At 67.0% G+C, this 20,801-nt stretch carries 21 protein-coding genes; 11 read left to right on the top strand and 10 right to left on the bottom strand.

Going from position 1 to position 20,801, the window contains the following annotated elements; genetic code table 11:
- The first annotated feature begins 17 nt into the window (after positions 1 to 17).
- A complete protein-coding gene (locus AC0KTM_RS26585) occupies positions 18 to 140 on the top strand; it encodes a hypothetical protein (protein WP_255641285.1) in 123 nt (40 codons plus the stop codon).
- A 541-nt stretch (positions 141 to 681) separates the two neighbouring features.
- On the opposite strand, the gene ligD is transcribed toward AC0KTM_RS26585, so the two are convergent.
- Entirely contained in the window at positions 682 to 1,713 is a 1,032-nt protein-coding gene (gene ligD, locus AC0KTM_RS26580) for a non-homologous end-joining DNA ligase (RefSeq protein ID WP_472417170.1), read from the bottom strand.
- A gap of 26 nt (positions 1,714 to 1,739) precedes the next feature.
- Here ligD and AC0KTM_RS26575 point away from each other — a divergent pair, with 26 nt between their 5' ends.
- Positions 1,740 to 2,807: an ATP-dependent DNA ligase gene (locus tag AC0KTM_RS26575; RefSeq protein WP_225326098.1), complete on the top strand. Its 1,068-nt coding sequence runs from the start codon at positions 1,740 to 1,742 to the stop codon at positions 2,805 to 2,807.
- A gap of 224 nt (positions 2,808 to 3,031) precedes the next feature.
- Here AC0KTM_RS26575 and AC0KTM_RS26570 read toward each other — a convergent pair whose 3' ends face one another.
- Positions 3,032 to 3,493, bottom strand: coding sequence for a DUF2834 domain-containing protein (locus AC0KTM_RS26570; protein ID WP_472417168.1), 462 nt, complete (start codon positions 3,491 to 3,493; stop codon positions 3,032 to 3,034).
- Positions 3,494 to 3,814: 321 nt separating this feature from the next.
- Entirely contained in the window at positions 3,815 to 5,119 is a 1,305-nt protein-coding gene (locus AC0KTM_RS26565) for an HNH endonuclease signature motif containing protein (RefSeq protein ID WP_472417166.1), read from the bottom strand.
- A gap of 159 nt (positions 5,120 to 5,278) precedes the next feature.
- On the opposite strand from AC0KTM_RS26565, the gene AC0KTM_RS26560 reads away from it, so the two are divergent.
- Entirely contained in the window at positions 5,279 to 5,644 is a 366-nt protein-coding gene (locus AC0KTM_RS26560) for a hypothetical protein (protein WP_472417164.1), read from the top strand.
- Positions 5,645 to 5,663: 19 nt separating this feature from the next.
- Here the strand turns inward: AC0KTM_RS26560 and AC0KTM_RS26555 are convergent, their stop codons facing one another.
- The 5 genes from AC0KTM_RS26555 to AC0KTM_RS26535 form a co-directional block, all read right to left on the bottom strand.
- Complete coding sequence (locus tag AC0KTM_RS26555) at positions 5,664 to 6,899, bottom strand: cytochrome P450 (protein WP_238955596.1); 1,236 nt, start codon at positions 6,897 to 6,899, stop codon at positions 5,664 to 5,666.
- Positions 6,900 to 6,944: 45 nt separating this feature from the next.
- The gene (locus tag AC0KTM_RS26550; protein ID WP_225326093.1) at positions 6,945 to 7,850 is read right to left on the bottom strand and encodes a haloalkane dehalogenase; all 906 of its coding nucleotides are present in this window, start codon (positions 7,848 to 7,850) and stop codon (positions 6,945 to 6,947) included.
- Position 7,851: 1 nt separating this feature from the next.
- The gene (locus AC0KTM_RS26545) at positions 7,852 to 8,337 is read right to left on the bottom strand and encodes an NUDIX hydrolase (protein ID WP_472417162.1); all 486 of its coding nucleotides are present in this window, start codon (positions 8,335 to 8,337) and stop codon (positions 7,852 to 7,854) included.
- 6 nt (positions 8,338 to 8,343) lie between these two features.
- Positions 8,344 to 9,699, bottom strand: coding sequence for a WS/DGAT/MGAT family O-acyltransferase (locus AC0KTM_RS26540; protein WP_225326091.1), 1,356 nt, complete (start codon positions 9,697 to 9,699; stop codon positions 8,344 to 8,346).
- 168 nt (positions 9,700 to 9,867) lie between these two features.
- Positions 9,868 to 10,725, bottom strand: a complete 858-nt coding sequence (locus tag AC0KTM_RS26535; RefSeq protein ID WP_472417160.1) for an SDR family NAD(P)-dependent oxidoreductase — start codon at positions 10,723 to 10,725, stop codon at positions 9,868 to 9,870.
- Positions 10,726 to 10,838: 113 nt separating this feature from the next.
- On the opposite strand from AC0KTM_RS26535, the gene AC0KTM_RS26530 reads away from it, so the two are divergent.
- Genes AC0KTM_RS26530 through AC0KTM_RS26515 form a run of 4 tightly spaced genes read left to right on the top strand, consistent with a single transcriptional unit; the run spans position 10,839 to position 13,787 of the window.
- Positions 10,839 to 11,924 (top strand): NAD(P)H-dependent amine dehydrogenase family protein, encoded by a 1,086-nt coding sequence (locus AC0KTM_RS26530; protein ID WP_225326089.1) that lies wholly within the window; start codon positions 10,839 to 10,841, stop codon positions 11,922 to 11,924.
- Positions 11,921 to 12,412, top strand: a complete 492-nt coding sequence (locus AC0KTM_RS26525) for a VOC family protein (RefSeq protein ID WP_308011522.1) — start codon at positions 11,921 to 11,923, stop codon at positions 12,410 to 12,412. Before AC0KTM_RS26530 ends, AC0KTM_RS26525 begins: the two co-directional genes overlap by 4 nt.
- Entirely contained in the window at positions 12,409 to 13,182 is a 774-nt protein-coding gene (locus AC0KTM_RS26520; RefSeq protein WP_225326088.1) for an SDR family NAD(P)-dependent oxidoreductase, read from the top strand. The genes AC0KTM_RS26525 and AC0KTM_RS26520 overlap by 4 nt, the downstream gene beginning before the upstream one ends.
- On the top strand, positions 13,179 to 13,787 hold the full coding sequence (locus AC0KTM_RS26515) for a TetR/AcrR family transcriptional regulator (protein WP_225326087.1): 609 nt from the start codon (positions 13,179 to 13,181) through the stop codon (positions 13,785 to 13,787). The genes AC0KTM_RS26520 and AC0KTM_RS26515 overlap by 4 nt, the downstream gene beginning before the upstream one ends.
- Before the next feature lie 5 nt (positions 13,788 to 13,792).
- On the opposite strand, the gene AC0KTM_RS26510 is transcribed toward AC0KTM_RS26515, so the two are convergent.
- Positions 13,793 to 14,782, bottom strand: a complete 990-nt coding sequence (locus AC0KTM_RS26510) for a D-2-hydroxyacid dehydrogenase family protein (RefSeq protein WP_225326086.1) — start codon at positions 14,780 to 14,782, stop codon at positions 13,793 to 13,795.
- A gap of 54 nt (positions 14,783 to 14,836) precedes the next feature.
- On the opposite strand from AC0KTM_RS26510, the gene AC0KTM_RS26505 reads away from it, so the two are divergent.
- Positions 14,837 to 15,721: a ribokinase gene (locus AC0KTM_RS26505; protein ID WP_255641338.1), complete on the top strand. Its 885-nt coding sequence runs from the start codon at positions 14,837 to 14,839 to the stop codon at positions 15,719 to 15,721.
- Here the strand turns inward: AC0KTM_RS26505 and AC0KTM_RS26500 are convergent.
- On the bottom strand, positions 15,711 to 17,144 hold the full coding sequence (locus AC0KTM_RS26500) for a short-chain fatty acyl-CoA regulator family protein (protein ID WP_225326084.1): 1,434 nt from the start codon (positions 17,142 to 17,144) through the stop codon (positions 15,711 to 15,713). The genes AC0KTM_RS26505 and AC0KTM_RS26500 overlap by 11 nt on opposite strands.
- 110 nt (positions 17,145 to 17,254) lie before the next feature.
- Between AC0KTM_RS26500 and prpD the strand changes: the two genes are divergently transcribed.
- Genes prpD through AC0KTM_RS26485 form a run of 3 tightly spaced genes read left to right on the top strand, consistent with a single transcriptional unit; the run spans position 17,255 to position 20,801 of the window.
- Positions 17,255 to 18,760, top strand: coding sequence for a 2-methylcitrate dehydratase PrpD (gene prpD / locus AC0KTM_RS26495; RefSeq protein WP_225326083.1), 1,506 nt, complete (start codon positions 17,255 to 17,257; stop codon positions 18,758 to 18,760).
- A complete protein-coding gene (gene prpB / locus AC0KTM_RS26490) occupies positions 18,760 to 19,677 on the top strand; it encodes a methylisocitrate lyase (protein WP_225326082.1) in 918 nt (305 codons plus the stop codon). Before prpD ends, prpB begins: the two co-directional genes overlap by 1 nt.
- Positions 19,674 to 20,801: a bifunctional 2-methylcitrate synthase/citrate synthase gene (locus tag AC0KTM_RS26485; RefSeq protein WP_225326081.1), complete on the top strand. Its 1,128-nt coding sequence runs from the start codon at positions 19,674 to 19,676 to the stop codon at positions 20,799 to 20,801. The genes prpB and AC0KTM_RS26485 overlap by 4 nt, the downstream gene beginning before the upstream one ends.

The following is a 20,801-nucleotide window of genomic DNA, read 5'->3' as shown; positions in this document are numbered from 1 at the left end:
CTACGGAAGGAGTTGTTATGTCTGGTTTGAAATACAAGGTCGTTCTCGGCCTGCTCCTCACCTTCACCGCCATCACGGCCTCCGGCTGCACATTCCCGCTGACTATCGACTGCGGACCCAATCTGACCTGCACTCCGTAGGTTCGCCGGCAGCCAACAGGACCCCGAAGACAGCACCCATGCGCCGTTAATGGCATTGGGTGCCAGTTCCTCGCACGGCCGAAGCCGATACATCCCCTCGTGCATCGGACGACGCCGTGACAGCACCAGCGCGGTCGTGTGCCGTGAACGCGGTTGGGCACCAACGCTTTAGCAGTACGCATTGGGCCCTGATCCGGTCACTTTCCAACATGACCGACACCTCAGCGCCGCGACGGCGTGCGCATCCTTCGGGCCGTGCGCACGCTCTTCGCGAATTTCTTGCTGCCCTTTATGCGCGTTCGCGGTAAGCTAATCGCCTCAGCGAAACGGCGCTGAAGCGGTCGGCCCCGACACCCTGGCAGCTCGGGTGAGGGCATTCGTGCGGTGTGAATCCGCTTCTCCTAAGCCGCTGCGGCACAAGAGGATCACTTCCAGCCGCCGCCTCCCGGTGCTACCGTTGAAACGCTCGCGTGGGCTGGCGGTTCAGCGCTGCGAGAGGGCCAATCGCGGCCCAGAGGCCCATCACCTAACGAATTTCGGTCTACCTTTTCCCGCCTTTACGATCCGTATCCCGGCTTGGCTGAACGCGTTTGGGCTCTCCGGGCATCTTCGGGTAGTTCGGCGGATACGGCATGTCGCCGAGGCCGCGCTCTTCGTCTGCCTCGGCCATCTCCAGCAACGTTGCGATCGACTGAGCCGCATCATCCATTGCGGCCCAAGGGTCTTCCCGGCCCGCGACCAGATCGGGGACGGTCGCCATGGTGTACTCGTCGGGCTCGGCGCCAGCGAGCTCGTCCCATGTCAGCGGCATCGACACCGTCGCGATCGGCGTGCGCCGCACCGAATACGCCGACGCCATGGTGCGGTCCCGGGCGTTCTGGTTGAAGTCGACGAAGATGCGCTCGCCCCGTTCTTCCTTCCACCACGCCGTGGTGACGGCGTCGGGCGCGCGGCGCTCCACTTCGCGGGCCAGCGCGATGCCCGCGCGGCGCACTTCGATGAAATCCCAGTCGGTGGTGATCCGCAGGAAGACGTGGATGCCCCGGCCCCCGGACGTCTTCGGGTAACCCACCAGGCCGAGCTCGTCGAGCAGCGGCCGCAACACGCCGACCGCGACGGTGCGCGCCTGTTCGAACGCGACGCCGGGCTGCGGATCCAGATCGATGCGCAGCTCGTCGGGGTGGTCGGTGTCCGGGCAACGGACCTGCCAGGGGTGCAAGGTGATCGTGCCCATCTGCGCCGCCCAGACGATCGCCGCGGGATGGGTGACCTTCAGCGCGTCGGCGGTCCGCCCCGACGGGAAGGTCACCCGGCAGGTCTGCAGGTATTCGGGGTGGCGCTGGGGGATCCGCTTTTGGTAGATCTCCTCACCGTCGATGCCGTCCGGGAATCGCTGCAGGTGGCTGGGGCGATCGCGCAGCGTGTCGAGCATCGGTCCGCCCGCGACGGCGCGGTAGTAGTCAACCAGGTGCCGCTTGGTGCCTTTGGACCCCAGTTTGGGGAAATACACCTTGTCGGGGTTGGTCAGGCGGACCGCGACACCGTCGACGTCGACCTCTTCTGCAGCAGCCATACCAACGATTCCAGCACAATCAGGCTATGGACCTCCCCGTCATGCCGCCGGTGTCGCCGATGCTCGCCAAGTCCGTTCGCTCGATTCCGCCCGACGCGTCGTATGAGCCCAAGTGGGACGGATTCAGGTCGATTTGTTTCCGCGACGGCGATGACGTCGAGCTGGGCAGTCGCAACGAGCGGCCGATGACCCGCTACTTCCCCGAGTTGGTGGCCGCGGTCAAGGCCGAGCTGCCGGGGCGCTGCGTGATCGACGGGGAGATCGTCATCGCCACCGACCACGGCCTGGACTTCGAGGCGCTGCAACAACGCATCCACCCGGCCGACTCGCGGGTGCGGATGCTCGCCGAGGCGACGCCCGCGTCGTTCATCGCGTTCGACCTGCTGGCCCTGGGCGACGACGACTACACCCGACGGCCGTTCAGCGAGCGGCGCGCCGCCCTCGTCGACGCCGTGGGCTCGGGGCCCTCGATCCACGTCACGCCGGCGACGACCGACCTGGGCACCGCGCAGCGATGGTTCGACGAATTCGAGGGCGCCGGCCTCGATGGCGTGATCGCCAAGCCGCTGGACGTCACCTACCAGCCGGACAAGCGGGTCATGTTCAAGGTCAAGCACGAACGGACCGCGGACTGTGTGGTCGCCGGCTACCGGGTGCACAAGTCCGGCGCGGACGCGATCGGGTCGCTGCTGCTGGGCCTCTACCAGGACGACGGCCAGCTCGCGTCGGTCGGCGTGATCGGCGCCTTCCCGATGGCCGAGCGGCGCCGGCTGTTCGGCGAACTACAGCCGCTTGTCACCGACTTCGAGGACCATCCATGGAACTGGGCCGCCCACGAAGCCGGCGAGCGGACGCCCCGAAAGAACGAGTACTCACGGTGGAACGCCGGCAAGGATCTCTCGTTCGTGCCGCTGCGGCCCGAGCGCGTGGTCGAGGTCCGCTACGACCACATGGAGGGCAGGCGGTTTCGTCATACCGCGCAGTTCAATCGGTGGCGTCCGGACCGCGACCCGCGGTCCTGTACCTACGAACAGCTGGAACAGCCGGTGACGTTCAGCCTGGGCGAGATCGTGCCGGGCCTCGGCTCGGGCTAAAAGCGAGGGGCCCCTTCCGTGACGCTGCGGCCATCACGACCCGCGATGTCCGGCGGATCTGAAACGTCTTGCAGCACTGACTATTTCGCCTCCGCCAGGCATACTTTCGGACACAAGAGACAAGCGCCCGAACAGCTGTTCAACGTCAGTTAGCGGGGTCAGGTCCACACCGCGGTGCCGTCAGACCACTGTCAGTCGCACAAGTGAGAGGTCGCGTTAAGTGGTCACCCCATATCGATCCTGATAGTCAGGGCCAGGGTCAAGACGGCGACCACCGCGAGCAGAATTGTGTCTGTCCTGCGAAGGCGTGGCACGTCGGCTGTGCGCTGGCGCAATTCGCGGGCGATCAGGAAAAGCGGGAACATCACGCTGACGGCGATGAAGAACGATCCGACAATGTACAGCCAGACGAATCGCAGATTGTATTTCCTGGCTTCGGTCACCATGAGAGTGACGGCACTTAGGGCCAGCATCAGGGCGTCGGCTGTGATATTGCGCGAGGCCGCAGTCGTTTTGGTGTCGCGCCAGAAATTGACGAAGAAGTCGGTCGGGCTGTGAACGTACGTGACTGTTTGGCTCCACGTCGCGATGAGCGCGGCGACTGCGATAGCGCCGTAGACGATGCAAAGAACTTTGCGGGACGTAGGGACCGATGATGCTTGGTCCGCTCGGTCGGCTGTTGTCATGCCTCAAGGTAGAACGAACCAAACGAGCGATGGCACAAAATGACACATTCACTCGTAGCCCGGCGCCTGCGTTGCCGATGGTGTTTGCGGCGGTAGGCAATCGACTCGGCAAAGAACTCTTCGCTCGAGCACGGCCCTCAGGCTTGGCGGACATTGCCGATATGCCGATGGTGGCCTTGTCCAAGGGCGTGGTTAATGCTCCATGCCAATTCGGTGATCCTGTCCAAACACCCGGCTTGATTCGCGTTGGTGCGCGCGTCGGCGTGGGTCGCGAAACGAATCGGTTGATGCCCCAAGCCGTTTGAGGATTGATCCCGCTAGCTAGTTGTTGGTCGGTGGTGGTTGGGGTTGGAAGGGGTCATACCACCACCAGTCGGCGCGCTCGCCGGTCGGTCCCGGACACGGTGGCACTGCGGGTGGGGGTCCGGTGGGTGGGCGCGCCAGTGATCCCGGGCTCAGGATTCGGCCGGTGTCGTCGGTCACGGTCAGGGCGGCCGCGGGTCCGGTGATGGTGATGACGCCGCGATGATGCAACCGGTGATGGTACGGGCAGACCAGCACCAGGTTGGCCAACTCCGTGGGGCCACCGTCTTCCCAGTGCCAGATGTGATGGGCGTGCAGGCCCCGGGTGGCCCCACAGCCAGGCACCGCGCACGTGCGGTCGCGGTATTCCAGCGCGCGGCGAAGCCGCCGGTTGATCACCCGCGTCGCCCGCCCGGCACCGATAACCCGCCCCTCACGTTCAAACCAGACCTCACAGGTGGCATCACAGGTCAGGAAGCGGCGTTCGGCATCGGAGAGCAACGGACCCAAATGCAGGGCCGCCACGCGCTGTTCGACGTCGAGGTGGGCCACCACGGTGGTGTGCTGCCCGTGGGGCCGGCGGGTGGCCTCGGCGTCCCACCCGGCCTCGACCAGACGCATCAACGCCTCGACCGTACTCGGCAACGGGGGCCGCTGATCCGAACCGCCCGCCTCCTCGCCGTGGTCGTGTTTCCACTCGGCGATCAGCGCCTCACGATGCGAGGCCAACGCGGCGTCGAACTTCGCGGCATCCAAGTGGCCAAGGGTGATCCGATAACAGGCGCCCCACTCCGTGCTAGTTGAGGTGATCGAACGCTCGCGCTCGGGGGCGGGCCGTGGTTCGGACTCGGACTCGGACTCGGACTCTGACTCTGACTCGGACCGAGGTTCAGGTTCGGGTCGCGGTTCCAGCTTGACCGCGGTACGCAACTGATTGACCGTGGCGACCGCGGCCAGCTGCGCGTAATGCTCATCAGATCCCTGCCCGCCGCGCGTCGCAATCACCCCGACCTGATCGGCCGACAACCGACCCTCCCGCAGACCCTGAACACAGCGCGGAAACTCCCGCAGCCGGCCCGCGATGGCGCTCAGCGTGTGCGCGTTTGCCGACGAACAACCCAGCTTCCAGGCCACCAACGCCGGCACCGACCGCGCCCCGGTCACCCCACACAATTGGTCACGATCAATCTCGGCCACGATCTCCACAATGCGCCCATCAATCGCATTGCGCTGACCGCTCAACTCCGCCAACTCCTCGAACAACACCTCAAGACGGTCACTCGCAGTGACCACCCCGGCGTCAGCGGATGCGATCGACAACATGACGACATCATCGCAACCAGGTACGACAAATCCCGACCGCCCAAAACGACGCCGCCGACACGAAGCTCAGGCCAAAAGCCAACCTGTGGAGGAACTTCCAACTGTGGATAACTCGAAAACGGGCGTTTAGCGCCCCACCGAACCGGGCACGCGGCCGGTATGTCAGTCACAGCCTTTCAAGATCTGCCATTGGCCGATCGCGGCCGGGAATGGGACGGCGCCGCCGCCGAGAAGCGGGTCCGCAAGTGGGCCGGCGCCGAGGACGGCCCGAACCAGAAGTACCGCGATGCCCACGTCTGGTACGACGGCGACAAAAAGGACAACTTCACCGGGTACAAGCTGCTGATCGCCGATGTGATCGGCGGCTCGCTCAAGGCGGTGCCGCGCGGGGTGATGGCGGCCGGCGCGATCGTGGACGGCGCGCGCGGCGGGATCGACGTGCCCGACTCCGACGTCGATCGGATCAAGAGCCACCTGGCCAAGTACTACAAGAAGATGGACGAAAGCCCGCCATGGGACCGCTGATCAGACGAAGCACCGCTGATCAGATCGCGAGCACGAGCTCCGACAGTCCGCGCAGCGTGACGTTGGTCTTGTACTGCGGCTCGCCGTCCAACCGCGCGTTCGGGAAACGAGCGGTCACCGCCGCCAGGGCCACGCCGGCCTCCAGCCGGGCCAGCGGCGCACCCAGGCAGTAATGCGCCCCGCGGCCAAATCCCAAGTGCCGCAAGTTTTTCCGATCCGGGTCGAACACGTCGGGGCGGTCGTATTCGGCGGGATCACGGTTGGCCCCGGCGAGCAGCAGCATCATGACATCACCCGCGGGCACCTCGATGCCCCCAATCACCATGTCGGCGAGCGCAATTCGACCAGCCAGCTGTACGGGCGGGTCGTAGCGCAGGGTCTCTTCCACGATCGCCGGCGCTCGGTCGGCGTCGGCGCCCAGGGCCGCCCACTGACCGGCATTGCGCAACATGGCCAACACGGCGTTCCCGATGAGGTTCACCGTGGTCTCGTGTCCGGCGATGAGCAGCAGATTGCAGGTGGAGACGATCTCTTCCTCGGTCAGTTGATCCCCCGACTCCTCCACGGCGATCAACCCCGACAGCAGGTCGTCGCCGGGTCGTGAACGGCGCTGATCAATCAGCCCGTGGAAGTATTCACGCAGCCACGTACCGGCCTCTTGTCGCTCATTGGCGACTTCCGGCGGCACACCGGTGATCGTCGAAAACGGATCCAGCGCCTGGGCCAGCAACGCCGACGCGCGGCTGAACTGCGGCTCGTCCTCGAGGGGCACGCCGAGCAGCCGGCAGATCACCGCGACCGGCAGCGGATAGGCGAAATCCTCGACGACTTCAAACTGTCCCTTCTCGGCGACCCGGTCGAGCAATCCGTCGACCAGCGAGCGGATGTCGGGTTGCAGCGCGCTGACCACCCTCGGCGCGAACGCCTTGCTGACCAGCTTCCGCAACCGGGTGTGGTCGGGCGGGTCGAGGAACAAGAACCCCGGCGGTCCTTGCCTGGGCGGCGCCGCGCCGGCCTCGGCCTGCTGCTTCGCGACCGTCGAGTTCGCGTTCTCGCTGCTCGACGACGGGTGCCGCAACACCTCGTCGCAGTCGCGGTAGCTCAGGAAGACGGCCAGGTTGGCGTCGGGCAACTGCAACGGTCCGCGGTCGCGAAACTGCGCGCACAGCCGATACGGGTCGGCCCGGTTGGCGGGGTCCAACAACTGCAGCAATAGCCCTTGGGATTCGGTGGCTTCGGTAGGCGCGGTCGTCACCCTGAACATTGTGCCCGCAGCCGGATCCGCCGCGCCGCGGCCCATTCAGCGGCGCAGGAACGCCACGATGTGGCCGGCCAGTTCTTCGCCGGCGTCCTCCTGCAGAAAGTGCCCGGCGCCGCGGATCACCGGATGGTCGATCCCCTGCGCGCCGCGCATCTCGCGCTGGAAGATCGCGGCCATCGGCCCGGTGATGGGGTCGCTGTCACTGAAGGCGACCAACATGGGTGTCGGGCTCACCGACAGCTTCGCCCACGCCTCCTTGTTGGCAGCCGCGGCGGGGTCGTCGGGTGACGTGGGCACCAGCCCGGGCATGGCCCGCGGGCCGATGCAGTACTCGTCGGCGGGAAACGGCGCGTCGTAGCCCGCGCGCTCGGCATCGCTCATCTGCCGGCGACAGCCGCCCTGCACGAACGCGCCGATGTCCAGCGTCGGCGCCGACGTGATGGCCTCCCGGAAGCGCCACCAGATGTCGGCCATCGGCTGGTCCCCGTTCGGGAGCCCGGTGTTGGCGACGACGATACGGGCGAACCGCTCGGAATGCTCTGCGGCGAGCCGCAATCCGATCAGCCCGCCCCAGTCCTGGCCGACCAGGGTGACGTTGCGGAGGTCGAGGGCATCGAACGCCAGCGCGCGCATCCATTCGACGTGGCGCGCATAGCTGTGGTCGCCGAGCCGGGTCGGCTTGTCCGAACGGCCGAACCCGACCAGGTCCGGGCAGATGACCCGGTGACCGTCGGCCACCAGTATCGGAATCATCTTGCGGTACAGGTACGACCACGACGGCTCGCCGTGCAGCATGAGAATCGGATCGGCATCTGCTGGACCGTCTTCGATCCAGGCCACGCGCAGCGCACCGCCGTCATCGTCGGGCAGCTCGTAATACCTAGGCGGATAAGGGAAATCAGAAATCCCGTCGAACCGCTCGTCGGGTGTGCGCAGCGTCTGCATGTCAGGTCCGTTCGGGCAGTCCGGCCACACCCGGATCCGCCATCAAGCGGTCGAGAAAACCGTGCTGGCCCTTCAACAACTTGATGCGCGCCGCCCCCACCGCGAACCAGCCCACCCGATCGACCTCGGGACACTCCCGCAGCGTGCCCGATCCTTTTGGCCACTCCAGTTCGAACGTGTTGCTGCGCGCGTCGGTGATGTCGAGGTCGCTCTGCACGGCGAAGGCGGTCACCACCTTGCCGCCGGATTGTTTCAGCTGACCGAGGTCGATACGTGGCCCGGCCGGCACCGAGAGCCCCAGCTCCTCGGCGAACTCGCGTTGCGCGGCCGCCCAGGGATCCTCCCCGTCGGTGTACTCGCCCTTCGGGATCGACCACGCCCCGTCGTCCTTGCGGGCCCAGAACGGCCCACCCGGGTGCGCCAGCAAGACCTCGACGATGCCGTCGCAGGTCCGGTACAACATCACACCCGCGCTGAGCTTTGCCATCGACTTCTATTCTCCCACAGCGCGTTCCAGATCCTTGAGGGAGGATTCCAGATGCGCGAGCAGGCGCTGCAGGTGCGGCACGCTGCGCCGGCACCCCACCAAACCGAAGTCCAGATTGCCGGCGTTGCTGGCCAGGGTGATGTTCAGCGCCTGGCCGTCCAGCGCGATGGACAGCGGGTAGTTGCCGTCGAGCCGGGCTCCCCCGTAGTAGATCGGCTGCGTGGGTCCCGGCACGTTCGAAATGATGATGTTGAACGGCGGTGACGTCGACGCGACCCAGCCCGGGACCGCCGCCAACGCCAGCGCCGACGTGTTGACGGCGGACAGCGCCAGCGCCTGGAACCGCGGCAACTGCGAGAAGACTTGCTTGTTGCTGCGCATCGAATCGCTGATGGTCAGCAGGCGCTGCGCGGGATCGTCGGTGTCGGTCGCGAGGTTGCACAGGATGGCTCCGACCAGGTTGCCGCCGGCGTCGGCCTCTTCCTCGGTCCGCAGGCTCACCGGGACCATCGCGATCAGCGGCGTGTCCGGCAGCGCGTTCTGCTCGAGCAGGTAGTAGCGCAGGGCGCCCGAGCACATCGCCAAGACGACGTCGTTCACCGTGACGCCCGCGGCCCTCTTCACCGTCTTGATGCGGTCCAGCGACCAGGACTGCGCGGCGCAACGGCGAGCGCCGCCGATCTTGACGTTCAACATGGTCTTCGGCGCCCCGAACGGCAAGGTCAGTTGCTGCTCGAGCAGCGCCGCGCGCGCCAATCCCACCGTCGAGGGGGCAAGGGCCGCAAGGGATCCCGCCGCGCGCGCCAACGAACTCAGCGGAGACGACGGGCTGGACTTGCGCTTGGGTTTGCGCAGACTCCACGGGGCGCGGATCTCCGGGTCGTCGGGGTCGGTGGACAGCGCGCGCTGCATCAGCTTCTGTGCCGACACACCGTCGATCAGGGCATGGTGAACCTTGGTGTAGATGGCGAAGCGGCCGTCTTTGAGGCCCTCGACGATGTGCGTCTCCCACAGGGGGCGATGACGATCCAGCAGGCTGCTGTGCCACCTTGAGGTCAACTCGAGCAATTCGCGGACCCGCTTGGGTGACGGCAGCGCCGAACGCCGGACGTGGTAGTCGACATCGATGTCGTCGTCGTACGACCAGCCGAGGTTTGCGATGCCGCCGACGAACTTCGCGGGATGCTTGCGAAACGTGGGCTGGTACTCCCGCTGAGCCGTCAATTGCTTGTGCAGCTCACGGGCGAAGCCGCGGCGGGCACCCGGCGGGGGCTCGAACAACTGCAGGCCCCCGACATGCATGGGATGTTCGCGAGACTCTCCCAGGAGAAAGATCGCGTCGGTCGGCATCATCAGTTCCATCTACCCATTAAAGCGGGACTGCGGTCGGCGTGCGGATGTCTGCGCAGATCGGCGACGAGCTGATTCGCCGACCGTCAGTCGGCCACGACCGTCCACGCCGCGGTGGGACACAGGGCGATCGCGCGGACCGCGTTGTCCCACAAGGGTTCCAGGTCAGGGCGCACCGGGCTACAGCAGATCCGTGATCGTCTTCAGGCCCGCCTCGTAGAGCACGCCGGGTAGCATGCCGCCGTCGCATTCGATGGTGGTGCCGTTGACGAAGTCGGCCTGCCCGCCGGCGAGGAAGACGCAGACCCGGCCGACCTCCGCGGGCTCCCCGGCGCGGCGCAGCGGAACGGCCGCGAAATACTTCTCCCCGGTCGGATCGTCCTTCGGCAGCACGAACGACCGGAAGTTTTCGGTCATCGTCGGACCCAGCGCCACGCAGTTGACCCGGACCTTCGGCCCCCACTCCTCGGCCAGTGAGCGGGTGAGGTGGTTGAGGCCGCTTTTGGCCGCGCCGTAGGAGACCAGCGTGGGCGAACCCGCCGGATGTCCCGCGCCGCTGGAGATGTTGATGATGCAGCCGACGCCCTCCTGGGTCTGCATCTGCCGATAGGCGCGGATGGCGAACCACAGCGGGCTGATGAGGTTCATCTGCACCGCGAACGCGTGGAACAACGCGGTGCGCGCGTACTCGTCGTCGCTGGCGGGAGCGCCCTGAATGCGTTGCACCAGTTCCGGAATACGCTCGGCGTGCGGCGCCGGGACGGTGCCGCCCGCATTGTTCACCAGGATGTCGACCCGGCCGTGCGTGGCCACGACGTCTGCGACGAACGAGTCGATCGAACGGTAGTCCCCCTGATCGCAGACCATCTGAAAAGCGCGGGGCGCCCAGTCTTTTTCGATGCCGGGGAGTCCATCGAGCGGCGACCGCGAGCAGCCGATGACCGTCGCGCCCGCCCGCAGCAGTTCGTGGGCGATGCCGACGCCCACGCCGCGGCTGGTGCCGGTCACGATCGCGATCTTCCCGTCGAGGGCGCTCATCCACAGACCCTTCCCGAACCGCCGATCATTGACAGTCACTGTCAGCAAGTCATAGCCTGCCATTTTGTTCGCCGATGTGTAAAGGCCACGCTCCGCCGTCCGGGAGGTCAATGATGAGTAGCCCGTCCAAGCTTCGTGTCATCCAGTGGGCCACCGGCGGTGTGGGTAAGGCGGCGATCCAGTGCGTCCTCAATCACCCGCAACTGGAGCTTGTCGGGTGCTGGGTGCACAGCGCGGACAAGAACGGCGTCGACGTCGGGCGGATCATCGGCACCCAGGATCTCGGTGTCACCGCGACCACCAGCCTCGACGAGGTGCTGGCACTGGACGCCGACTGCGTCATGTACAGCCCGCTGATACCCAACGACGACGAGGTCATCGCGATCCTGCGGTCCGGCAAGAACGTCGTCACACCGGTCGGCTGGGTCTACCCCGATCCGGGCAACCCACGTCACAAGGCCGTCGCCGACGCCGCGGTGGAAAGCGGTGTGACGCTGCATGGTTCGGGGATCCACCCCGGGGGCATCACGGAGCGATTCCCGCTCATGGTGTCCTCGCTGTCCTCGGCGATCACGCACGTGCGCGCCGAGGAGTTCTCCGACATCCGCACCTACAATGCACCCGACGTGGTGCGCCACATCATGGGATTCGGCGGCACTCCCGAGGAGGCCACCCAAGGGCCGATGGCCGGCCTGCTCGACGCGGGCTTCAAACAGTCGGTGCGGATGATCGCCGATCACATGGGATTTCGCATCGACCCCAACATCAGAACCATCCAGGATGTCGCCGTGGCGACTGCGGACATCGACTACGACCCGTTCCCGATCACCGTCGGCACCGTGGCGGCACGCCGCTTTCGCTGGCAAGCGCTGGTCGATGGCGAACCGGTCATCACCGCGGCGGTCAACTGGCTGATGGGTGAGGAAAACCTCGATCCCGCCTGGGATTTCGGTGAGCGCGGCGAACGCTTCGAGGTCGAGATCACCGGCGATCCCGACGTGAACCTCACCTTCAAGGGGTTGCAGCCGGAGACGATCGCCGAAGGGCTGATCAAGAATCCGGGAGTCGTGGTCACCGCCAACCACTGCATCAACGCGGTTCCCGACGTCTGCGCCGCCGAGCCGGGCATCAAGACCTACCTCGATCTGCCGTTGTTCGCCGGCCGCCCGGCCCCGAATCTCGCGCCGGACACCGCGTGATCCTCGACGACGTGTCGTTCTGTCACCTCGTCGTGGGCGTCACCGACATGGACCGCGCGCTCGCGTTCTACCGAGATGTCCTCGGCATGGACGTGGTGTTCGAATCGCTGATCTCCGGTGAGCCTTTCGATGCGGCATTGCACGCGACCCGCAAGCACGAGGGCCGGGTGGTCGGTGGGCTACTGGGCGGGTTGATGATCGAGCTGCTGTCGATCGGGGCCAGGGCGACCGAGCAGAAACAGCGACGCGGCTTCACGGGGATCCACAACGTCTCGCTGTCGGTGACCGACCTCGACGACACCCACCGCCGCATTGTCTCCGCCGGCTACACGCCCGACCAGGACCCCTTCGAGATCGGCGGTGTCCGAATGTTTTTCGTCAAGGATCCGGACGGGACGCCGGTGGAGTTCATCGAACTGCCCAACGGGGCGCGTAGCACCTACGAAATGCACCGGGGCGTAGCGCTGCAGATGGGACCCGTCCGATGAGCTACACCCACCCCGATTCGATGCGCGGACACGTCGCGATCGTCACCGGCGCCGCCCAGGGCGTCGGCAAGGGCGTGGCGGCCGCGTTGCTCGAACGCGGCGCTGCGGTGCTGGTGGTCGACATCCAAGGGGAGGCGCTCGAGGCGACCGCCGCCGAACTCGCAGCGATCGGACGGGTGGAACGGCTCGTCGCCGATCTGCGCGACCCCGACAGCGCGCAGCGGATCGCGGCCGCCGCGGTCGACGCCTTCGGTGCCGTGCATGGCCTGGTGAACAACGCGATCGCCACCAACGAGCCCAAGGCGTTCGTCGACATCACCACCGACGACCTCGCGCTCGGCTACGACGTCGGGCCCCGGGCGACCTTCCTGCTCATGCAGGCCGTGCACCCGCTCATGGTCAGGGAGGGCGGCGGGTCGATCGTCAACCTCGGCTCCGGGACGGGTACCGGCGGTGAGCCCAAGTGGGGCGGGTACGCGGCCGCCAAGGAAGGCATCCGCGGCCTGTCCAAGGTCGCGGCGCTGGAATGGGGTCGCGACAACATCCGCGTCAACGTCATCTGCCCGTTCGCCGAATCGGACGGCGTCAAGTACTGGAAGTCGTTCGCGCCCAAGGAATACGAGAAGGCGGTGGGGCGCGTTCCGATGAAGCGCATCGGCGACGTCCGCACCGACGTGGGCGCGCTGGTGGCGTTCCTGCTCGGCAGCGACGCGACGTTCATCACCGGGCAGACCATCCACGTCGACGGCGGGATCGGCTGCTTCCGGTGACGTCCCCGGCCAGACCAGAGTCGCTCCGCGATCGGCAGCGCGCCCAGATCCGCGCCGACATCCGGCGCGCGGCGTTCCGGCTGTTCGTCGAGCGCGGGTATGACGCGGTGACCACCGAGGAAATCGCCACCGCCGCAGGCGTTTCCCCGCGCACCTTCTTCCGCCACGTGCCGGCGAAGGAGGAGCTTCTCCTTGCGCCCGTGCGCTACGGCGGCGCCGCGATCGTCAATCTCCTCGAAGGTCGCCCCGCCGCCGAACCACCCGATATCGCGCTGATCAACGCCATCATCACCAGGACCCGCTCGTTCGAGCAGGCCGACACCGAAGAATGGCGCGAGGCCCTGCTGGTGGTCCCCGACCTGCTCGACAAGGTCACGGTGCACCGGCCCGCCGACAAGGAGCGGGCGACCAAGCTCATCGCCGAGCGGATGGGCGTCAACGCCGACGCCGACCTGCGTCCCGGCTTGCTGGTCCAACTCGCGTTCGCGGCAGCGGATTTCGCCTTCCAGCAGTGGGTGCGACAGTCCGGAAAGCCGTGGCCGCTCGATCGCTATGTCACCGAGGCCCTCGACGCGGTCAAAAGTCCGCACTGGAAACGTCGGTGAGCGGGTCAGCGTCGCTGCAACACCTCGGGATTGGCGATCCGAATGGGCTGCCCGTCCAGCCAGGCCACCACTGACTCCACGGTGTCGGAGTAGAAGGCGCCGAGCATCTCGCGGGTGACGTACCCCAGGTGCGGGGACAGTGTCACATTCGGGAGCCGCCGCAACGGGTGATCGCGGGGCAGCGGTTCGATGTCGTACACGTCCAGCCCGGCACCGGCGATGCGCCCGGATTCCAGCGCGGCGAGCAGGGCCGCCTCGTCGACGATCGGGCCCCGCGACGTGTTGATCAGGTAGGCGTGCGGCTTCATCAGGGCCAGCTCGGTCGCGCCGACCAGCCCTCGCGTGCGCTCCGAGAGCACCAGATGGATGGAGACCACGTCGGAGGCCTCGAAAAGGCGGGCCTTCTCCACCCGCCGGGCGCCCACGCTCGCGGCGGCGTCTTCGGTCAGATTTTGGCTCCACGCAACGACTTCCATGTCGAACGCTTTGGCATAGTCGGCCATGCGTCTGCCGACCCTGCCCAGGCCGAGCAGGCCGAGGGTCTTGCCCGCCAGGGTCATGCCCGCGGCGCTCTGCCAGCCGCCGTCGCGCATGTGGCGATGCTCGTCGGCGAGATTGCGCACCGTCGCGATCATCAGGCCCCAGGCGAGTTCGGGCGTCGCATCGCGCATCGCCCTGAATCGGGGATGCGCGAAATCGGAATGGGCGACCAGGATCCCGCGCTCGGTGGCCGCGGCCAGGTCCAGGTTCGGCAGGCTCTTGCCGACGATGGTGATCAGCTTCAGGTTCGGCAGCCGCTCGATCAGGGTCCGCGGAAACGCCATCCGCTCACGCAGGGTGCACAGCACGTCGAACGGCCGCAGCGCTTCGGCGGCGGCGTCTTCGGAGAGGTGGCGATCGAAAACGGTTACGTCAGCACGGTTCTGCACCGGTGACCAGTCGGCGACCTGCAACGCCACCCCGGCATAGTCGTCGAGTATCGCGACCTTGGGCATGGCTCACTCGATCATCGCGTTGCCGTGCCCGTCAAGACCGGGCACGCTGGACCCATGGGCGTGGTGGTGATCGGCCAGATCGCACGCGATCTGGTGCTGCGTACCGATGGGCCGCCGACGCCCGACGATTCCGTCACGATCCGGCAGCGCAAGGAATTGCTCGGCGGCAAGGGCGCCAACCAGGCGGTCGGCCTGGCGCAGCTGGGTGTGCCGGTCGCACTCATCGCCGTCACGGGTGACGACGACGCCGGGAGGACAGTACTGGCGCGGGCCCGACGGGACGGCATCGACGTCGGCGGCGTCGCGCGCCGCGGCACCACGGCGCTGTTGATCGATGTGGTCGCCCGGCCGCCCGAACGCATGCTCCTCGAAGACGTGCCGGAAAGCTCGCTGGTTCAGGTCGCCGACCTCGATCGGTCAATCACTGTATTCGACGGCGCAGATACCGTTTCCCTTCAGCTGCAGCAGCCGCCCGCCACCGTCTTGGAAGCCGCGCAACGGGCGCGGCGGCGGGGGCTGCGCGTGGTGGCCGACGGCGCTCCCGCCCCGCACATCCGCGCCGAGCTGCTCGCGGCGGTGGACGTGATCCGGGCCGACGCCACGGAAGCCTCGCTGATCGCGGGCCGGGAAATCACCACGGCGAAGCAAGCCTTCGAGCTGGCCGCCCACCTGCTGACCTGCGGCCCGGGACTGGTCGCCGTCGCCGTTCCGAAGGTCGGTGACCTGGTGGCGTGGAATGGGGGCAGCGAGCTGTTCGAGTTCGCCGACGTGGACGTGGTCGATCCGACCGGCGCCGGTGACGCGTTCGTGGCCGGCCTGATCGCCGCGCTGCGCGACGGCGCCGCACCACCGGAAGCCGGCAAGCTGGCGGCCGCGGCCGCCAGCGCGACGGTCCAGCGCCTCGGCGGGCGGCCCGACCTGGCCGCGCTCAAGGCGTGATCGCGGGCGGATACGGCAGTTCGGTGCTGGTGTGGGGGTCGACGTACACCGGGCGGCCGAGGTACGGGAACGCGCGCTGCGGGCACGCGGGCCGGTCGCAGATCTTGCAGCCGGCACCGATCGGCACGATCGACTCCGCGTCGGCCAAATCGATGCCGACCGAATAGATCAGCTTCTCCGCGTGCGCGACGTCGCATCCCAGCCCGATGGCGAAGCTCTTGTCCGGGCCGAGGTAACGGCTCGGCTCCGTCGTGGTGGTCCGCGCCACCCAGAAGTAGGTGCGCGCGTCGGGCATCTGCGCGACCTGGGTCAAAAACTGGCCGGGTCGGGAAAACGCGTGGTGGACCACCCACAGCGGGCAGTTGCCGCCGACGCGGGAGAAGTGAAAAGCGGTGGCGGACTGGCGTTTAGAGATGTTCCCGGCACTGTCGGTGCGGACGAAGATGAACGGCACGCCCCGCGCGTTCGGGCGCTGCAGGGTGGACAGCCGGTGGCAGATGGTTTCGAAGCCGACCTCGAATCGCCTTGCGAGCTGGTCGATGTCGTAGCGGACGTGCTCGGCGGCGTCGAGGAATCTCAGGTAGGGCAGCAGCAGGGCGCCGGCGAAATAGTTGGCCAGCCCGATGCGCGCCACGCCGCGGGCGTCGTCGCTGAGCTGGTCGTCGCCCGCGATGATCCCGGTGATCAACCGGCCCTGGGTGAGCAGGGCGATCTGGGTGGCGAGCTGAAAGGCACGCTGGCCCGGATGCAGCCACCGGGCCAGGTACAGGGTTTTCGCTTCGGGCGCGAACAGGCGTTTGGAGTTGGGGTCCAACACCTGACCGTCGTCGATCACGACCGCGATGCCGAGCTTGTCGGCGAGCAGCTCCGCGAGCTGGCCGTCGAGTCCGCCGATTCGTAAGTGGTTCTCGTTGAACAGATCTTCGGCGGCGAGGTCCAGTTCGCCGATGTAGTTCTTGCGGTCGTAGAAGAAATCGCGAACCTCTTCGAACGGCATCGGCTGCTGGGACAGCGACGAGATGTCCAAGACTTCCGAATTCGCGCGGCTGTGCAGGGCCTCCAGGTCCGCCGTCGTGTCGTGCAGCCGCCGGTGCAGGTTGACCAGGGTCTGACCGATCGCGGGCATGCGGGCGACGAGCTCCTCGACCTGCGCGGCCGTGGCCGGCGCCTCGGCGAGCACCTCTCGAAGGTCGGAAATCAGGCGGGCATCGGACTCCGGCGCAAAGTACTGGCTCGGCAGGTCGAATCGTTCGGTGAGGGTGAGCAATACCGGAACGGTGATCGGGCGCTGGTCATTTTCCAGCTGGTTGACGTAGCTGGTCGACAAACCCAGGACGCGCGCCAGCGCCACCTGAGTCAGCCCCTGCTCCTCGCGCAATCGCCGGAGCCGCGCGCCGGCGAACGTCTTCGCCACGGGTTTCACCGTACGCCCAGCCCCTTTCACAACATTCGCAAAACCATGCGGATAAGGACACAAGATTACGCTTTTACAGGGGATTTACGCCGTCCCACGTCCTGCGTACTGTGCGACTTATGCGCATTCATGATGTTCGGACCCGGCGCAGCGCCGACGACTTCCCTCGTAGTGAACACCTCGCCTGGAAGATCGCCGAGGTCGCGGCCGACCCGGTCGCCGTGCCCGCCGACGTCGAGGCGATGGTGATCAACCGCATCATCGACAATGCCGCGGTCTCCGCCGCTTCCGTGGTTCGTCGGCCGGTGGCGGTCGCGCGGGCCCAGGCGCGGGCACACCCCGCCGCGGCCAAGGGCGCCAAGGTTTTCGGGATCGAGGGTGACTACTCTCCCGAGTGGGCGGCCTGGGCGAACGGCGTCGCGGTGCGCGAATTGGATTTCCACGACACGTTTCTGGCCGCCGAGTACTCGCATCCGGGTGACAACATTCCCGCCCTGGTGGCGGTGGCGCAGCACCTGGGGATCGGCGGCGCGGACCTGATCCGAGGCATCGCGACCGGCTACGAGATCCAGATCGACCTGGTCAAGGGAATCTGCTTGCACGAGCACAAGATTGACCATGTCGCGCACCTGGGTCCGTCCGTGGCCGCCGGCCTGGGCACGATGTTGCGTCTGGACAAAGAGACCATCTATCAGGCGATCGGGCAGGCGCTGCACCTGACGACGTCCACCCGGCAGTCGCGCAAGGGTCTGATCTCGAGCTGGAAGGCGTACGCGCCGGCCTGGGCGGGCAAGGTCGCCATCGAGGCCGTCGACCGCGCCATGCGCGGCGAGGGCGCGCCGGCCCCGATCTGGGAGGGCGAGGACGGGGTGATCGCCTGGCTGCTTTCGGGGCCCGGGCACACCTATCACGTCCCGCTGCCCGAACCCGGCGAACCCAAGCGCGCCATCCTGGACAGCTACACCAAGGAGCACTCGGCGGAGTATCAGAGTCAGGCGCTGATCGACTTGGCGCGCCGAATGCGCGAACGGATCGGCGATCTGGACCAGGTAGCGACGATCGTGCTGCACACCAGCCATCACACCCATTACGTGATCGGCACCGGGTCGGGCGACCCGCAGAAGTTCGACCCGGACGCTTCGCGCGAGACGCTGGATCACTCGGTGATGTACATCTTCGCGGTCGCGCTGCAGGACGGCACCTGGCACCACGAGCGCTCGTACGCGCCGCAGCGAGCGCACCGGCCCGACACCGTCGCGCTGTGGCAGAAGATCTCGACGGTCGAGGATCCCGAATGGACCCGGCGCTACCACTCCGCCGATCCGGCGGAGAAGGCGTTCGGCGCGCGCGCGGAGGTCACCCTCAAAAATGGTGAGGTGATCGTCGACGAGCTCGCCGTCGCCGACGCTCATCCCTTGGGGGCGAGGCCGTTTGAGCGCAAGCAGTACGTCGGGAAGTTCGCCGAGCTGGCCGAGGGCGTGGTCGGCGAGGCCGAGCAGCAGCGGTTCCTGTCGGCGGCCGAAGCTCTGGCGGACCTGCAGGCGGGCGCTCTGGGTGCGCTCAACATCACGGTCGGTCCGTTGGTGCTCGACAAGGCGCCGACGATTCCGGCGGGGATTTTCTGATGAGCGGGCTGATCGGCGGTGTCGTGCCGGCGGCGGCGAAACGGGCGCGGTTTCGTGCCGCGCTGGAAAGCGGTCGGCTGCAACGGTTCCCGGGTGCCTTCTCGCCGCTGGTGGCCAAGCTCGTCGCCGAGCTCGGGTTCGACGGGGTGTACGTGTCGGGCGCGGCGCTCTCGGCCGACCTCGGCCTGCCCGACATCGGCCTGACCACCCTGACCGAAGTCGGCGGGCGCGGCGCGCAGATCGCGGGGGTGACCGACCTGCCCACCCTGATCGACGCCGACACCGGCTTCGGCGAGCCGATGAACGCGGCGCGCACCGTGACGGTGCTCGAGGACGCCGGGCTGGCCGGCTGTCACCTGGAGGACCAGGAAAACCCCAAGCGCTGCGGGCATCTCGACGGCAAGGCGGTGGTGCCGGCCGCCGAGATGATCAAACGGCTGCGGGCCGCCGTCTCCGCCCGCCGCGATCCGAATTTCATCGTCTGCGCCCGCACCGATGCCGCCGGCATCGAGGGGGTGCCGGCGGCGATCGAGCGCGCCAAGGCGTACGCCGACGCGGGTGCGGACCTGATCTTCACCGAAGCCTTGGGCAGCCCAACGGAATTCGAGCGCTTCCGCGCCGCGGTGGACACACCCTTGCTGGCCAACATGACCGAGTTCGGCAAGTCGCCGCTGCTGTCCACCCAACAGCTGTCCGACATCGGCTACAACGTGGTGATCTACCCGGTCACCACGCTGCGGCTGGCCATGCACGCCGTCGAGATCGGTCTCCGTGAAATCGCCGAAACCGGAACACAATCCGGCCTCACCGATCGGATGCAGCACCGCAGCCGGCTCTACGAGTTGCTGCGCTACGCCGACTACACCCAATTCGATTCCGACATCTACAACTTTACCGTGCAAGGAGTCGCGCCATGAGTACCGCCGAAGACAACAAGCCCCGCATCTATAAGGGCCTGGCCGGCGTCGTCGTCGACACCACGGCCATCTCCAAGGTCGTCCCGGAGACCAACTCCCTGACCTACCGCGGCTACGCCGTGCAGGACCTCGCGGCCACGTGCAGCTTCGAGCAGGTTGCCTACCTGCTCTGGCACGGCGAGCTGCCCGACGAACAGCAGCTGGCCCTGTTCACCCAGCGGGAACGAGCGGCGCGTCGGCTCAACCGATCCCAGCTTTCGCTGCTGTCCAAACTGCCCGACACCTGCCACCCGATGGACGTCGTGCGCACCTTCATCAGCTCGATGGGCGCCGAAGACCCCGACGAGGACGACAGCAGCCCGGCGGCCAACCACGCCAAGGCGCTGCGGATGTTCGCGGTGCTGCCCACCGTCGTCGCGGCCGACATGCGCCGCCGGCGCGGCCTGGAACCCATCGCGCCCCACAGCCACATGAGCTACGCGCAGAACTTCCTGCACATGTGCTTCGGCGACGTCCCCGAGCAGGTGATCGTCGACGCGTTCGAACAGTCGATGGTGCTCTACGCCGAGCACAGCTTCAACGCCTCCACCTTCGCCGCCCGCGTGGTCACCTCGACTCAGTCCGACATCTACAGCGCGGTCACGGCCGCCATCGGTGCGCTCAAGGGCTCGCTGCACGGCGGCGCCAACGAAGCAGTCATGCACGACATGATCGAAATCGGGAGCGCCGAAAGGGCTTCGGAGTGGTTGCGGGGCAAGCTGGATTGCAAAGACAAGGTCATGGGCTTCGGTCACCGCGTCTACAAGAACGGCGACTCCCGGGTGCCGACCATGAAGGAGGCGCTCACGCGGGTCGCCGCGGCGCGGGACGGCCAGAAGTGGCTCGGCATTTACGAAGTCCTGGAAAAGGGGATGGCCGAGGCCAACGGCATCAAGCCGAACCTGGACTTTCCGACCGGCCCGGCCTATTACCTGATGGGCTTCGACATCGGGGCCTTCACGCCGATTTTCGTGATGAGCCGGATCACCGGGTGGACGGCGCACATCATCGAGCAGACCGCGTCCAACGCGTTGATCCGTCCGCTGAGCGAGTATGTCGGACCGCCGCAACGGGCTCTATCGTAA

This window comes from Mycobacterium sp. NTMscope_Eco_3, assembly GCF_976985685.1.
This window is presented reverse-complemented; position numbering and strand designations above follow the sequence as displayed.